This window comes from Streptomyces sp. Tu 3180, assembly GCF_009852415.1.
Classification (GTDB): domain Bacteria; phylum Actinomycetota; class Actinomycetes; order Streptomycetales; family Streptomycetaceae; genus Streptomyces.
Map to the genome: position 1 here is coordinate 1,406,337 of NZ_WOXS01000002.1, position 14,098 is coordinate 1,420,434.

Sequence of the window (14,098 nt, forward strand, 5' to 3'; positions counted from 1 at the left end):
AGGGTGTCGCGATGCCCGGTTCCACGAACGGTTCCAGCTCGACGAAGACCATGGGGGTGCTCACCGTCGGCGGGCTCGTCGCCGTGACGGCCTACACGGTGGCGCTCGGCAGCAACGGCTGGCTGTGGTTCGGCTGGGTCGTCCTCGGTCTGATCACCCTCGGCATGGTCGCCACGCGCAGCACCTGAGGTCCGTCCGCGGCGGCCGGTCTCACTTCGGGGTGAGCCGGCCCGCCGAGTGCACGCCCGGCTGGTACTTCGGCAGCCGGACGGTGATCTTCATGCCCGCGCCCACGGCGGTCTCGATGACCAGGCCGTGGTCGTCGCCGTAGACCTGGCGGAGCCGGTCGTCGACGTTGGACAGCCCGATGCCGCCCGTGGGGCTCACCTCGCGGGCGAGGATGCGGCGCAGCAGGCCGGGGTCCATCCCGGCGCCGTCGTCCTCGATGACGACGAGGGCCTCGGCGCCCGCGTCCTGCGCGGTGATCTGGATGTGGCACTTGTCGGCCTTGCCCTCCAGGCCGTGCTTGACGGCGTTCTCCACGAGCGGCTGGAGACAGAGGAAGGGCAGGGCGACCGGCAGCACCTCGGGGGCGATCTGCAGGGTGACGGAGAGGCGGTCGCCGAAGCGTGCCCGCACCAGTGCCAGGTAGTGGTCGATGGCGTGGAGCTCGTCGGCGAGGGTGGTGAAGTCGCCGTGCCGGCGGAACGAGTAGCGGGTGAAGTCGGCGAACTCCAGCAGCAGCTCGCGGGCCCGTTCGGGATCGGTGCGCACGAACGAGGCGATCACGGCGAGCGAGTTGAAGATGAAGTGCGGGGAGATCTGCGCGCGCAGGGCCCTGATCTCGGCCTCGATGAGGCGGGTGCGGGACTGGTCGAGGTCGGCCAGCTCGAGCTGGACGGAGACCCAGCGGGCGACCTCCCCGGCGGCCCGGACCAGGACCGCCGACTCGTGGGGCGCGCAGGCCACGAGCGCGCCGTGCACCCGGTCGTCGACGGTGAGCGGGGCCACGACGGCCCAGCGCACCGCGCAGTCGGGGGTGTCGCAGGTGAGCGGGAAGGCCTCGCCGCGGCCGGTGTCGAGGGGGCCGGCGAGGCGCTCCATGATCTCGGTGCGGTGGTGCGCCCCGACGCCGTCCCAGACGAGGACCCGCTCGCGGTCGGTCAGGCACAGGGCGTCCGTGCCCAGCAGGGAGCGCAGCTTGCGGGCGGACTTGCGGGCGGTCTCCTCCGTCAGGCCGGCCCGCAGCGGCGGCGTGGCCAGGGAGGCGGTGTGCAGGGTCTCGAAGGTCGCGTGCTCGACGGGGGTGCCGAGTCCGGCGAGACTGCTGGGCCGGGCGGTGCGCCGGCCCAGCCAGAAGCCGGCCGCCAGCAGGGGCAGTACGGCGACCAGCAGCCCGGCGAGGAAACCGCTCACGCGGACACCTCCGTACGCAGTTCCTCCGGCAGGTGGAACCGGGCCAGCACGCCCGCCGTGCCGGGCGGCACCCGGCCGGGGGTGGCCAGGGACACCAGGACCATGGTGAGGAAGCCCAGCGGCACCGACCACAGGGCCGGCCAGGCGAGCAGGGCGTGCCAGGGGCCCTCGCCGGGGTAGCCGGCCATGGTCGCGGCGACGGCGAGGAAGGCGGAACCGCCGCCCACCAGCATCCCGGCGGCGGCGCCGGGCGGGGTGAGCCGGCGCCACCAGATGCCGAGGACGAGCAGCGGGCAGAAGGACGACGCGGACACGGCGAAGGCGAGCCCGACGGCGTCGGCCACCGGCAGGCCGCCGACCAGGACGCTCGCCGCGAGCGGGACGGCCATGGCGAGCACCGTGCCGAGCCGGAAGTGCCGTACGCCGCGCGAGGGCAGGACGTCCTGGGTGAGCACGCCGGCCACGGCCATGGTCAGCCCGGACGCCGTGGACAGGAACGCGGCGAAGGCGCCCCCGGCGACCAGCGCGCCGAGCAGGTCGCCGCCCACTCCCCCGATCATGCGGTCGGGCAGCAGGAGCACGGCGGCGTCGGCGTTCCCGGTGAGCATGAGTTCGGGCGCGTACAGGCGGCCCAGCGCCCCGTAGAGCGGGGGCAGCAGGTAGAAGGCGCCGATCAGGCCGAGGACCGCGACGGTGGTGCGGCGGGCGGCGACGCCGTGCGGGCTGGTGTAGAAGCGCACCACGACGTGCGGCAGGCCCATGGTGCCGAAGAAGGTGGCGAGGATCAGCCCGTACGTGGCGTACAGCGGGCGTTCCTCGCGGGACTCGGCCCGGGAGGGCGACAGGGCGTCGTCGGCGCCGCGTCCGGCGGCGGGGACCCCGGCGCCCTCGGCGAACGTCAGGCGTGCGCCGCCGTCGATGTGGTGGGTGCCGGCCGGCAGCCGGAGGGCGGTGCCGTGGTGCTCGCGGCCGTCGACGGTGCCGTCCACCGTCACGGTCAGCGGTTCCTCCAGCCTCAGGTCGAGGCCGTCCTCGACGCGGACCACCCGTTGTTCGCGGAAGGCGGCCGGTTCGTCGAAGGCGTGGCTGGGCGCTCCGTCGCGCTGCCAGGCGAGGACCAGGAAGAGGGCGGGGACGAGCAGGGCGGTGAGTTTGAGCCAGTACTGGAAGGCCTGCACGAAGGTGATGCTGCGCATGCCGCCCGCGGCGACGATCACGGTCACCACCACGGCGACGATCACTCCGCCGAGCCGGTCGGGCGCGTCGGTGAGGACGGCGGTCAGGGTGAGTCCGGCGCCCTGGAGCTGGGGCAGCAGGTACAGCCAGCCGACGCCGACGACGAAGGCGCCCGCGAGCCGCCGCACCGCCGGCGAGGCGAGCCGGGCCTCGGCGAAGTCGGGCAGGGTGTACGCGCCGGAGCGGCGCAGCGGGGCGGCGACGAACAGCAGCAGGACCAGGTAGCCGGCGGTGTAGCCGACCGGGTACCAGAGCATGTCCGGGCCCTGTACGAGCACGAGTCCCGCGATGCCCAGGAAGGAGGCGGCGGAGAGGTACTCGCCGCTGATGGCGGCCGCGTTGAGACGGGGGCCGACGGTGCGGGAGGCCACGTAGAAGTCGGAGGTGGTGCGGGAGATGCGCAGGCCGAAGGCGCCCACGAGGACGGTCGCCAGGACGACGAGCGCGACGGCGGGGACGGCGTAGCTGGAGTTCACGGCGCGGACGGTCCCGTCGTCTCAGCGGTCCTCGACGAGCCGCACGAAGTCGCGTTCGTTGCGTTCGGCGCGGCGCACGTACCAGCGGGCGAGCAGGACCAGCGGGGGGTACAGCCCGAAGCCGAGGACCGCCCACTCCAGGCGGCGGGCGTCCGGGGCGGCGGCGAGGACCAGCGGCAGCGGGCCTATGAGCAGGACGAGGACGGCGAACACGGTGAGGCCGGTGCGCAGCTGGATGCGCATCAGGGAGCGGACGTAGGTGTGGCCGAGGGTGGTCTGCTCGTCGATCTCGGTGCGCGGGCGGTAGTAGCCGAAGGCGCGCCGGGCGCGGCGCGGCGGGCCGGTGACGACCACGCGGCGTTCGGTCGGGTCCTGGGGCATGCGTCCTTCCCTAGCTCGTGGTCCGGCGCATCAGCAGGTCCCGCAGTTCACGGGCGTGCCGCCGGCTGACCTGGAGTTCCTCGGCGCCGACCAGGACGCTCACGGTGCCCGCGTCGAGCCGCAGCTCACCGATGTGGCGCAGGGCGACCAGGTGGCGGCGGTGGATGCGGACGAAACCGCGGGAGCGCCAGCGCTCCTCCAGGGTGGACAGCGGGATGCGGACGAGGTGGCTGCCCCTGTCGGTGTGCAGGCGGGCGTAGTCGCCCTGGGCCTCGACGTGGGTGATGTCGTCGACCGCGACGAAGCGGGTCACGCCGCCGAGCTCCACGGGTATGTGGTCGGGGTCGGGTTCGTGCACGGGGATGTGCGGGGCGGCGCCGCGCCGGGCGGCGGCCCGCAGTTCGGCGGCGCGGCGGACCGCCTCGGCCAGCCGTTCCCTGCGGACCGGTTTGAGCACGTAGTCGACGGCCTTGAGGTCGAAGGCCTGCACGGCGAAGTCCTCGTGGGCGGTGACGAACACGACGAGCGGCGGCCGGGCGAAGCCGGTGAGCAGCCGGGCGAGGTCGAGGCCGTCGAGGCCGGGCATCTGGATGTCGAGGAAGACGACGTCGACGGCCTCGGGGCCGTCGGGTCCCGAGGCCAGGGCCCGGTTGATGCGGCGCAGCGCCTCGGTCGCGTCGCCGGCGCCCTCGGCACTGCCGATGCGGGGGTCCGCGTTGAGCAGGTAGAGCAGTTCCTCCAGTGAGGGACGTTCGTCGTCGACGGCGAGGACACGCAGCATGAAGCTGGAGTGTAGGGGGCATTTCCCCGTCTGGGCACGTGCCGGACGCGGCCGTCCCGCCGGTTGCGGTGCCCCGTCCGCCGCCGCGGACGGGGGCGGTCGCCGCTGGATACAGTTCCCGCATGACCAGCAGGCCCGCACCGTTCGACGAGCTCGACCGGAAGATCGTCACCGCGCTGATGGCGAACGCCAGGACGTCCTTCGCCGAGATCGGCGCGGCCGTCGGGCTGTCGTCCACGGCGGTCAAGCGCCGGGTGGACCGGCTGCGCGAGACGGGGGTGATCACCGGGTTCACGGCGACCGTGCGGCCGTCGGCGCTGGGCTGGCGCACGGAGGCGTACGTCGAGGTGTACTGCGAGGGCGCGGCGCCGCCCCGGCGGCTGGCGGAGGTGGTGCGCAACCATCCGGAGATCGCCGCGGCGATGACGGTGACCGGCGGCGCGGACGCGCTGCTGCACGTGCGTGCGCGGGACGTGGAGCACTTCGAGGAGGTGCTGGAGCGCATCCGCCAGGAGCCGTTCATCCGCAAGACGATCAGCGTGATGGTGCTGTCCCACCTGCTCCCGGACAGTCCTGAGGCAGGAGTCAGCCAGCCTGCCCCGGAAGGCGCAGCAGACGTGCGCTGAGCGGCGGAAACGCGCAGTGATCCTGCGCGTACACGCAGCTCTCGTTCCTTGTCGCCCGTCCCGCCCGGTTCCTACCGTGGAGGCACCCCCTGTCGGCACCGTGTGGAAGCGGAGGAACCCCTCTGTGCCCGGATCCCGTGTGGCGCGCCGGCGGCGCTACCTCGTCTGCGAACCCAGACACTTCGCCGTGCGATACGCGATCAACCCCTGGATGCACCCCGACCGCCCCGTCGACGTCTCCCTCGCCCAGCGGCAGTGGCGGACGCTGGTCGACACCTACCGTGACCACGGCCATACCGTGGAGAACGTGAAACCGGAGCCCGGACTGCCCGACATGGTGTTCGCCGCGAACGCGGCGGTCGTCGTCGAGGGACGCGTCTTCGGCTCCCTGTTCCTCGCGCCCGAGCGGCGCCCGGAGTCCGTGCCGTACGAGGGCCTGGTTCAAGGCCGAGGGGTACGAGGTCCACCACCCCGGGTCGGTCTGCGAGGGCGAGGGCGACCTGGTGCCCGCCGGGCGCTGGATCCTCGCCGGCACCGGGTTCCGCACCACCCGTGAGGCGCACCGCGAGGTGCAGGAGTTCTTCGGGGTGCCGGTGATCGGCCTGACGCTGGTGGATCCGTACTTCTACCACCTGGACACGGCGCTGTTCGTGCTGGACGAGGAGAACATCGCGTACCACCCGGAGGCGTTCTCGCCGGGGAGCCGCGAGGTGCTCGCCCGGCTGTACCCGGACGCGGTGCTCGCGACCCGTGAGGACGCGATGGCGTTCGGCCTGAACTCCGTGTCCGACGGACGCCACGTCTTCATCTCGCCCGGGGCCACGGCCCTCGCCGCCCGGCTCGCCGACCGCGGCTACGTCCCCGTCCCCGTCGACCTGTCCGAGTTCCACAAGGCGGGCGGGGGCATCAAGTGCTGCACTCAGGAGATCCGCTCATGACCTCTGTCGTCCCCGCGCGTTCGTCCGCCGAGCTGATCGACGCGGAGGAACCGGTCCTCGCGCACAACTACCACCCGCTGCCCGTGGTCGTCGCCCGCGCGGAGGGCGCGTGGGTGGAGGACGTGGAGGGCCGGCGGTACCTCGACATGCTGGCCGGCTACTCGGCGCTCAACTTCGGCCACCGCCACCCCGCGCTGATCGAGGCGGCGCACCGCCAGCTGGACCGGCTCACGCTGACCTCGCGCGCGTTCCACAACGACCGGCTCGCCGGGTTCGCCGAGCGGCTGGCCGCGCTGACCGGCCTGGACATGGTGCTGCCGATGAACACCGGCGCGGAGGCGGTGGAGAGCGGCATCAAGGTGGCCCGCAAGTGGGCCTACGACGTGAAGGGCGTCCCGGCCGACCGGGCGACGATCGTGGTGGCGGCGGACAACTTCCACGGCCGCACGACGACGATCGTCAGCTTCTCGACGGACGAGGTGGCGCGCACCGGTTTCGGCCCCTTCACCCCGGGCTTCCGGGTGGTGCCCTACAACGACCTCGCGGCGCTGGAGGCGGCGGTCGACGAGACGACGGCCGCGGTGCTGATCGAGCCGGTCCAGGGCGAGGCGGGCGTCGTCGTCCCGGACGACGGCTACCTGGCGGGCGTGCGGGAGCTGACGCGCCGCGAGGGGTGCCTGTTCGTCGCCGACGAGATCCAGTCGGGGCTGGGCCGCACCGGCCGCACGCTCGCCGTGGAGCACGAGTCGGTCGTCCCGGACGTGGTCCTGCTCGGCAAGGCGCTGGGCGGCGGCATCGTCCCGGTGTCGGCGGTGGTCGCCCGGCGCGAGGTGCTCCAGGTGCTGCACCCCGGGGAGCACGGGTCGACCTTCGGCGGCAATCCGCTGGCCGCGGCGGTCGGTACGGCCGTGGTGGAGCTGCTGGAGACCGGTGAGTTCCAGCAGCGGGCGGCGGAACTGGGGGTGGTCCTGCGCGAGGGCCTGGAGGCGCTGGCCGGCAAGGGCGTCGTCGGCTTCCGCTCCCGCGGCCTGTGGGCGGGCGTCGACGTGGACCCGGCCCTCGGCACGGGCCGCGAGGTGAGCGAACGCCTCATGCGCGAGGGCGTGCTCGTCAAGGACACCCACGGCTCCACCATCCGTCTGGCCCCGCCGCTGACGATCACGGCGGACGAGCTCCGGGGGGCCCTGGGGACCCTGGAGAAGGTCCTGGGCCGCCGGGACTGAACCGGCGGTGCGGGGTGTGGCGGTCCGCGGGCCCGTCACACCCCCCTCGGGCCGGGCCGTCCCGCCGGGGAGGCCCGGCGCCGCCCGCCCCGCCACCCGGGGAGCCCCCTTTCCGGTCAAGGGTGAAGATGGGGACAAGAGGTGGTAGACCACTCTCAGCGACAGAGAGGTCGGCCGTGGGCGGACACAAGGAGCAGGACGTTGCCCGGCAGGGGTTCGATGTGGCCGACGCCGCTCCCCTGTTGCTCGATCCGCAGGGCGTGGTGTCGGGCTGGACCGGTCAGGCCGAGCGGCTGCTGGGGCATTGCGCGTCCGAGGCGGTGGGCAGGAAGCTCGCCGAGCTGCTGACCCCCCAGGACGCCGAACGGGTGCCGGACCTGGTCGAGCGGTGCCGGGCGGACGGCGGCTGGGCGGGGCTGATGACGGCCCTGCACCGGGACGGGCGGCCGGTCGCGGTCATGGTCCGGATCATCCCGACCGTGGAGCCGCGGGGCCGCTCGCCGCTGCTGGTGCTGCTGTCGGAGCTGGCCGGCGCGCGCGGCTGGGACATGAGCCGCCCGGTGCTGGAGCAGCTGGTCACCGGCTCGCCGATCGGCATCGCGATCGTGGACACGGATCTGCGCTTCGTGTGGTCCAACGCCGCACTGGAGCAGTTCGGCGGCGGTCCGCCCGAGCGGCGCCTGGGGCTGCGGTTCGCGGACGTCCAGCCGGGCATGGACGCCGAGTCCGTCGAGGCGCAGATGCGGCACGTGCTGGAGACCGGCGAACGCGTGGTCGGCTACGAGCACGTCGGCCGCGTCCGCTCGGCACCGCTGCGCGACACCGCGCACATGCTCTCGTTCACCCGGCTCGACGACGAGCAGGGCCACCCGATGGGCGTCTACTACACGGTCGTGGACATCACCGAGCGGCACCGCGCCCGGCAGCGCCTCGCCCTGCTCGACCGGGCCGGCGAGTACATCGGCCGCACCCTGGACATCATGCGCACCGCGCAGGAACTGGCCGACGTCGCCGTGCCGGAGCTCGCGGAGTTCGTCGTCGTCGACCTGCTGGAGACGGTGCTGCGGGGCGCCGAGCTGCCGCCCGGACCGCTCGCGGAGTCGGACCGGGTGCCGCTGCGCCGCGCGGGCCACCGGTCGCTGTACAAGGACCTGCCGCGAACGGCCGTGGAGCACGGCGGGGTGGTGACGTACCTGGCCGACTCGCCACCGGTCCGCTGTCTGACCACGGGGCGGTCCTGGCGGCAGGAGCGGCTCGACCCGCTCGCCACGGGGTGGTTCGCGGGGATGCCGGACGACTACGAGCCCACCTTCCTGGAGCTGGGCCTGCAGAGCGTGATGATCGTGCCGGTCCGCGCCCGGGGCGTCACCCTGGGCATCACCACGTTCTTCCGGCGCCGCCGTGAGAACCCCTTCGACGCGGACGACCTGAACCTGGCCGAGGACCTCGTCTCCCGTGCCGCCGTCTGCGTGGACAACGCCCGGCGCTACACCCGCGAGCGGGACGCCGCGCTCGTCCTGCAGCGCAGCCTGCTGCCCCGCCGGCTGCCCGAGCAGGATGCCGTCGAGGTGTCCGCGTGCTACCGCCCGGCCGACGAACTGACCGGTCTGGGCGGCGACTGGTACGACCTCGTCCGGCTGTCCGGCGCCCGTGTCGCCCTCGTCGTCGGCGAGGTGCCCGGGCACGGCATCGGCGCCGCCGCGGCCATGGGCCGGCTGCGGACCGCGGTGCGGACCCTGGCCGCGCTGGACCTGTCGCCCGAGGAGGTGCTCGCCCACCTCGACGACCTGGTGTCCGGCTGCCCCGCGCAGGACGGGGACGAGGAGCCGGAGACCGGGGTCCCGGGCGGCCAGGCCGTGGGGGCCGGCTGCCTGTACGTGATCTACGACCCGGTGGAGGGCCGGTGCACGATGTCCGCCGCCGGCCATCCCGCGCCCGCCGTGGTGGCGCCCGACGGCACGGTCACCTTCGTGGAGCTTCCGCAGGGCCCCGCGCTCGGCGTGGGCGGTCCGCCGTTCGAGTCGGTGGAGTTCTCCCTGGCCGAGGGCAGCACGCTCGCCCTGCACACCGACGGCCTGCTGGCCCACGCGGGCACGGGCCGGGACCGGCTGCGGCGGGCGCTGGAGGGGGCCCCGGAGTCGCTCGAGCCCAGCTGCCGTGCCGTGATGGACGCACTGGTGCCGGCCCGTCCGTACGACGACGTGGCCCTGCTGATGGCCCGTACCAAGCGCCTCGCTCCCGGGCGGGTCGCGGTCTGGGCCCTGCCGGGGGATCCGGCCGTCGTGGCCGAGGCCCGCAGGTCCGCCACCCGGCAGCTGGCCCGGTGGGGGCTGGACGAGCTGGCCTTCACCACCGAACTGGTCGTCAGCGAACTCGTCACCAACGCCATCCGGCACGCCGTCGGCCCCGTCCGGCTCCGGCTGATCCTGGAGCGCTCGCTGGTGTGCGAGGTGTTCGACGGCGGCGCGACGACGCCTCGCGTGCGGCATCCCCGCGTGATGGACGAGGGCGGACGCGGGCTGCTGCTGGTCTCCCAGCTCTCCCAGCGGTGGGGGACCCGGTTCCTGGCCGAGGGGAAGATCATCTGGGCCGAGCAGTCACTGGACGCGCCGGCCGGGTGACGTTCCGGCACCGTCCGCCCGCGGGACGGAGGCGAACGGCCAGGCCCGTACGTCCGTATGGTGGAAAATCAACGCGTTCCCGGCGATGAGGCGATGGCCATGGCGGAAACGTCGATCGATTACGCGGCGGTCTACCAGGCCCTGCCCGGCATGGTGGCGCTGCTGACCCCCGAGCTGGTGTTCGCGGACGTCAACGAGGCGTACGTCCGCGGGACCGGGCGCTCGCGCGGGGAACTGGTGGGCCGCCACCTGTTCGACGCCTTCCCCGACAACCCGGACGACCCGAGCTCCACGGGCGCGCGCAACCTCCGGGCCTCGCTGCTGCGGGTCCTGTCCACCGGCGAGCGCGACACCATGCCCCTCCAGCGCTACGACGTCGAGAACCCCGAACGGCCCGGGGAGTGGGAGCAGCGGTTCTGGAGCCCGGTGAACACCCCGGTGCTCGGTCCCGACGGGAAGCCCGGGCTGATCGTGCACCGGGTGGAGGAGGTCACCGAGCTGGTCCGGGCCCGCGGCCGCACGGACGACGGCCGGGGCCGGGTGCTGGAGGCCGAGCTGTACTCGCGCGCCCGCGAACTCCAGGAGCTCAACAACCGGCTGCGCCAGGCGCACGCGCGGGAGCGGGAGGTGGCCCTGGCGCTGCAGAAGGCGATGCTGCCCGCCCGCCGGCAGGTCGGCCACCACCGGGCCGCCGTGCGGTACCGGCCCGCGGTGGGGGCGCTCAACGTCTGCGGGGACTGGTACGACCTGGTCGACCTGGTGGGCGGGCACCGCATCGGCGTGTCCGTGGGCGACGTGGTCGGGCACGGTCTGGAGGCGGCCGGTGTCATGGGCCAGCTGCGCAGCGCGCTGAGCGCCGCCTCCCGGGTGGCGGACGGGCCCGCCCAGGCGCTGAACGTGGTGGGCCGCTACGCCCACGTGGTGGACGGCGCCGAGTCCGCGACCGCGGTGACGACCTTCATCGACTTCGACCGGCACACCGTCACCTACAGCAGCGCGGGCCATCCCCCGCCCGTCCTGCTCCACGGCGACGGGCGGGTGGAGTTCCTCGACCGGGCCACCGACCCGCCGCTCGACGCCCAGCCCGACCCGACGCCGAGGTCCGAGGCGGCGACCTCGTTCACGCCGGGGGCGACGCTCGTGCTGTACACCGACGGTCTGATCGAGCGGCGCCGGGAGGACATCGACACGGGACTGCTCCGTCTCGCCGAGTCCCTGCGCCGCCACCGGACGCAGGATCCCGAGACGCTCGCGGACATCGTGCTGCTGGAGCTGCTGCCGCCCGGCGGCGCCACCGACGACACGGCGCTGGTCGTCGTGCGGCTGTGAGCGCGGGTGCGGCCGTGACCGGTCCGGCGGGAAGCCGGTGCGCCGGGCGCCGGCGCGTCAGGGGCCGGTGCGTTCCCGGTCGAGCCGTCCCGTCCGGTCCACGTTCCACCGGTCCTCGGGATCGTCGCTGGGCGCGCCGGCGAACCAGGCGTCGAGGATCTCCTTCAGCAGCGGTTCGGACGTCAGCCGCAGGCCGAGCGCCAGCACGTTGGCGTCGTTCCAGCGGCGCGCGCCGTCCGCCGTGTAGGCGTCCGTGCACAGGGCGGCCCGGACGCCCGGCACCTTGTTGGCGGCGATCGACGCGCCGGTGCCGGTCCAGCAGCACACCACCGCCTGGTCCGCCGTCCCGTCGGCGACCTCGCGGGCCGCCGCCTCGGAGCAGGCCGCCCACCGCGAGTCGTCACCGGGGCTCAGGGCACCGTGCGCGCGCACCTCGTGACCGCGCTCGCGCAGCTCGGCGAGGAGGGCGCGGGCCACGGGTTCGTCCATGTCGGAGGAGACGGAGATCCGCATGCCCCGGAGCCTACTCGGCCGGGCGGCGGCGGGAGACCCGGCAGGGGCCGGCGGGGGCTCCCGGCCCGTGCGGTCCGGCCGCTCCCGCCGGCCGGGCCGCCGCCGGCCGGTCGTCGGCGGCAGGCCGGGGCGGTGGTCCTCCCCGGTCGCGTCGGTGCCCTCCGGCCCGGCCGCCGACGGGCGTTCGGCCGCCCGGCACGGCTCCGTGCCGGGCGCGTCGGACATGGTGCCGGGCGACCCCGCCCGGATCTAGACTGGCACCCCTCACGACGGCCGGTCGACCTGCTGGAACGCGGCGGCCCCGCCCGTCCGCCAGAGTCGAGGAGCGTGCGCTTGTTCTACTACCTTCTGAAATACGTCTTACTGGGCCCGCTGCTGAGACTGCTCTTCCGGCCCCGAATAGAGGGCCTGCGGCACGTGCCGTCGTCCGGCGCCGCCATCATCGCGGGGAACCACCTGTCGTTCTCGGACCACTTCCTGATGCCGGCCGTGCTCAAGCGGCGCATCACCTTCCTCGCGAAGGCCGAGTACTTCACCGGCCCCGGGCTCAAGGGCCGGCTGACGGCCTTCTTCTTCCACAGCGCGGGGCAGATCCCGGTCGACCGCTCCGGCAAGGAGGCCGGCCAGGCCGCCGTCCGGGAGGGCCTCGGGGTGCTGGGCAAGGGGGAACTGCTCGGCATCTACCCGGAGGGCACGCGGTCGCACGACGGCCGTCTCTACAAGGGCAAGGTCGGTGTCGCGGTGATGGCCCTCAAGGCGGGCGTCCCGGTGGTCCCCTGCGCGATGATCGGCACCTTCGAGGCGCAGCCGCCCGGCAAGGTCGTCCCCCGCCTCCATCCGGTGGTGATCCGCTTCGGCGAACCGCTGGACTTCTCGCGCTACGCCGGCCTGGAGAACGAGAAGGCGGTCCTGCGCGCCGTCACCGACGAGATCATGTACGCCATCCTCACCCTGTCCGGGCAGGAGTACGTCGACCAGTACGCGGCCGTCGTCAAGGAGCAGGAGGCGGCGCGCGCGGCGGAGGACAGGCGCCGGTTCCCGCGCATGCCGCTGGGCTGAGCGTCCCGGGCGCACCGGCGGGGGCGGCCCGGGGCTCCGGCCGTCCCTCGTGCCGGCGGACGGCTACCCCAGGCGGGAGAGCCCTTCGTCGAGCAGGCGGCGGAGCCGCAACGCGTCCGGTGCCACGGCGGTCACCAGGGCGGCGGGCCCGGCGAGCGGAAGCACCGCGGCACCGTCTCCCAGCGGGCGCGGGCTCACCGGCGCCTGCGCGAACCCGGGCCGGACCACGAGGAGCTGGCCGACGGCGCGGTGTCCGGCGAGCACGGCGGGGCCGTCCCAGCCGCCCGGCGCCCCGGGCCCGGAGGCCAGCTCCTGGTCGAGGACGGCGCGTCCGGCGATCCGCAGGGTCAGACGGCCGGTGAGCGTGCCGGAGGGCTCCCCCGCACGTCCCAGCACCTGTTCCTCGCGCAGGACGAGCCCGGCCCGGGCGGCGAGGTCGACCCGGGTGGTGACGCGCAGCTCGCTGCCCCGGACGGAGACCAGCTGCTCGGGCAGCCAGTGCAGCTCGGCGCCGTCGGCGACGGTGATCCGCACGTCGTAGCGGGCCTCGCCCCGGTTCTGTCCCGGCAGCGCGAGGGTGGCGGCGGCCGATCCGACGCGCAGCCGCGCGCCCTCCCCGACCTCCGCCCGCACCGTGAAGCGGTCGCCGCCGAGCGGTCCGCTCATGGCGCCGACGAGCACGACCCGCGCCTCGGCGCCGCTCCCCCGGGCCCGCCGGAGGGCCAGCGGCCCGTCGCTCTCCAGCACGGGCAGGCAGGTCCCGCCCCGGCCGTCGGAGCGGGCGTGGATCCGGGCGACGGCGCGGACGCCGGTGGTGTTCACGCCGTCCACGCGGCGAGCCGCTCCCGCACCCAGCTGGCGACCTCGGCCACCCCCTCCGCACTGCGCAGCGACTGGAAGACCACGGGCAGACGGGCCCGCTGCGCCCTGGCGTCGGCGGCCATGCGGCCGAGGTCGGAGCCGACGTACGGGGCGAGGTCGGTCTTGTTGACGACCAGCAGGTCGGCCGTGGTCACCCCCGGGCCGCCCTTGCGCGGGATGTCGTCCCCGCCGGCCACGTCGATGACGAAGATCTGCGCGTCGACGAGCCCCTTGGAGAAGGTGGCGGTGAGGTTGTCCCCGCCGGACTCGACGAGGACGAGGTCCAGGGGGCCCACCTCGTCCTCCAGGTCCTCCACCGCTTCGAGGTTGGCGGAGATGTCGTCCCGGATCGCGGTGTGCGGGCACGCCCCGGTCTCCACGGCGGTGATCCGCTCGGGCGGCAGCACGGCCTCACGCAGCAGGAACTCGGCGTCCTCCCGCGTGTAGATGTCGTTGGTGACGACGGCGAGCGACACCTCCTCCCGCAGGGCGCGGCAGAGGGCGGCCACGGTGGCGGTCTTCCCGGACCCGACGGGACCGCCCAGCCCGATGCGCAGAGCCCGGCGGGCACCGTCCGGGCGGCGGGCGTCGGCGCTCACGGCCCCGGGGCCGTGGTGGGCGTGGTCGAGGTGCATGGA

Annotated in this window: 13 protein-coding genes and 1 pseudogene; 7 read left to right on the forward strand and 7 right to left on the reverse strand. The window is 74.4% G+C overall.

What is annotated here, in order from left to right; all coding sequences use genetic code 11:
• Positions 1–11: 11 nt before the first annotated feature.
• Entirely contained in the window at positions 12–188 is a 177-nt protein-coding gene (locus GL259_RS07185; protein WP_159530289.1) for a hypothetical protein, read from the forward strand.
• Positions 189–210: 22 nt separating this feature from the next.
• Here GL259_RS07185 and GL259_RS07190 read toward each other — a convergent pair whose 3' ends face one another.
• From GL259_RS07190 to GL259_RS07205, 4 genes are read right to left on the reverse strand one after another with little or no spacing between them, the layout of a single operon-like run.
• Entirely contained in the window at positions 211–1,416 is a 1,206-nt protein-coding gene (locus GL259_RS07190; RefSeq protein WP_159530290.1) for a histidine kinase, read from the reverse strand.
• Positions 1,413–3,128: a cation acetate symporter gene (locus GL259_RS07195; RefSeq protein ID WP_159530291.1), complete on the reverse strand. Its 1,716-nt coding sequence runs from the start codon at positions 3,126–3,128 to the stop codon at positions 1,413–1,415. Before GL259_RS07195 ends, GL259_RS07190 begins: the two co-directional genes overlap by 4 nt.
• Positions 3,129–3,149: 21 nt before the next feature.
• The gene (locus GL259_RS07200) at positions 3,150–3,509 is read right to left on the reverse strand and encodes a hypothetical protein (RefSeq protein ID WP_159530292.1); all 360 of its coding nucleotides are present in this window, start codon (positions 3,507–3,509) and stop codon (positions 3,150–3,152) included.
• A 10-nt stretch (positions 3,510–3,519) separates the two neighbouring features.
• Positions 3,520–4,290 (reverse strand): LytTR family DNA-binding domain-containing protein, encoded by a 771-nt coding sequence (locus GL259_RS07205; RefSeq protein WP_159530293.1) that lies wholly within the window; start codon positions 4,288–4,290, stop codon positions 3,520–3,522.
• 122 nt (positions 4,291–4,412) lie between these two features.
• Between GL259_RS07205 and GL259_RS07210 the strand changes: the two genes are divergently transcribed.
• The 5 genes and pseudogenes from GL259_RS07210 (at position 4,413) to GL259_RS07230 (ending at position 11,027) form a co-directional block, all read left to right on the forward strand.
• The gene (locus GL259_RS07210) at positions 4,413–4,916 is read left to right on the forward strand and encodes an Lrp/AsnC family transcriptional regulator (protein WP_159530294.1); all 504 of its coding nucleotides are present in this window, start codon (positions 4,413–4,415) and stop codon (positions 4,914–4,916) included.
• Between the two features lie 124 nt (positions 4,917–5,040).
• Positions 5,041–5,854 (forward strand): annotated as a pseudogene (gene ddaH, locus GL259_RS07215) (dimethylargininase).
• A complete protein-coding gene (gene rocD / locus GL259_RS07220) occupies positions 5,851–7,077 on the forward strand; it encodes an ornithine--oxo-acid transaminase (protein ID WP_159530295.1) in 1,227 nt (408 codons plus the stop codon). Before ddaH ends, rocD begins: the two are co-directional and overlap by 4 nt.
• 176 nt (positions 7,078–7,253) lie before the next feature.
• Positions 7,254–9,698, forward strand: coding sequence for a SpoIIE family protein phosphatase (locus tag GL259_RS07225; RefSeq protein WP_159530296.1), 2,445 nt, complete (start codon positions 7,254–7,256; stop codon positions 9,696–9,698).
• A 99-nt stretch (positions 9,699–9,797) separates the two neighbouring features.
• Entirely contained in the window at positions 9,798–11,027 is a 1,230-nt protein-coding gene (locus GL259_RS07230; protein WP_208026446.1) for a SpoIIE family protein phosphatase, read from the forward strand.
• A gap of 57 nt (positions 11,028–11,084) precedes the next feature.
• On the opposite strand, the gene GL259_RS07235 is transcribed toward GL259_RS07230, so the two are convergent.
• Positions 11,085–11,540 carry an RpiB/LacA/LacB family sugar-phosphate isomerase gene (locus GL259_RS07235; RefSeq protein WP_159530300.1) on the reverse strand — a complete coding sequence of 152 codons (456 nt, stop codon included), beginning with the start codon at positions 11,538–11,540 and terminating at the stop codon, positions 11,085–11,087.
• 333 nt (positions 11,541–11,873) lie between these two features.
• On the opposite strand from GL259_RS07235, the gene GL259_RS07240 reads away from it, so the two are divergent.
• A complete protein-coding gene (locus GL259_RS07240; protein ID WP_159530302.1) occupies positions 11,874–12,599 on the forward strand; it encodes a lysophospholipid acyltransferase family protein in 726 nt (241 codons plus the stop codon).
• Positions 12,600–12,662: 63 nt separating this feature from the next.
• On the opposite strand, the gene GL259_RS07245 is transcribed toward GL259_RS07240, so the two are convergent.
• Both GL259_RS07245 and ureG read right to left on the reverse strand, forming a co-directional pair.
• Entirely contained in the window at positions 12,663–13,430 is a 768-nt protein-coding gene (locus GL259_RS07245; protein WP_208026447.1) for an urease accessory protein UreD, read from the reverse strand.
• Positions 13,418–14,095 (reverse strand): urease accessory protein UreG, encoded by a 678-nt coding sequence (ureG, locus tag GL259_RS07250; protein WP_159530304.1) that lies wholly within the window; start codon positions 14,093–14,095, stop codon positions 13,418–13,420. The genes GL259_RS07245 and ureG overlap by 13 nt, the downstream gene beginning before the upstream one ends.
• Positions 14,096–14,098: the final 3 nt, after the last annotated feature.

Excerpts from the sequence above, each read along its gene's own strand:
- GL259_RS07185 (WP_159530289.1), top strand. The coding sequence starts at position 12 with ATGCCCGGTTCCACGAACGGTTCCAGCTCGACGAAGACCATGGGGGTG.
- GL259_RS07200 (WP_159530292.1), bottom strand. The coding sequence starts at position 3,509 with ATGCCCCAGGACCCGACCGAACGCCGCGTGGTCGTCACCGGCCCGCCG.
- GL259_RS07205 (WP_159530293.1), bottom strand. The coding sequence starts at position 4,290 with ATGCTGCGTGTCCTCGCCGTCGACGACGAACGTCCCTCACTGGAGGAA.
- GL259_RS07210 (WP_159530294.1), top strand. The coding sequence starts at position 4,413 with ATGACCAGCAGGCCCGCACCGTTCGACGAGCTCGACCGGAAGATCGTC.
- rocD (WP_159530295.1), top strand. The coding sequence starts at position 5,851 with ATGACCTCTGTCGTCCCCGCGCGTTCGTCCGCCGAGCTGATCGACGCG.
- GL259_RS07230 (WP_208026446.1), top strand. The coding sequence starts at position 9,798 with ATGGCGGAAACGTCGATCGATTACGCGGCGGTCTACCAGGCCCTGCCC.
- GL259_RS07235 (WP_159530300.1), bottom strand. The coding sequence starts at position 11,540 with ATGCGGATCTCCGTCTCCTCCGACATGGACGAACCCGTGGCCCGCGCC.
- ureG (WP_159530304.1), bottom strand. The coding sequence starts at position 14,095 with ATGCACCTCGACCACGCCCACCACGGCCCCGGGGCCGTGAGCGCCGAC.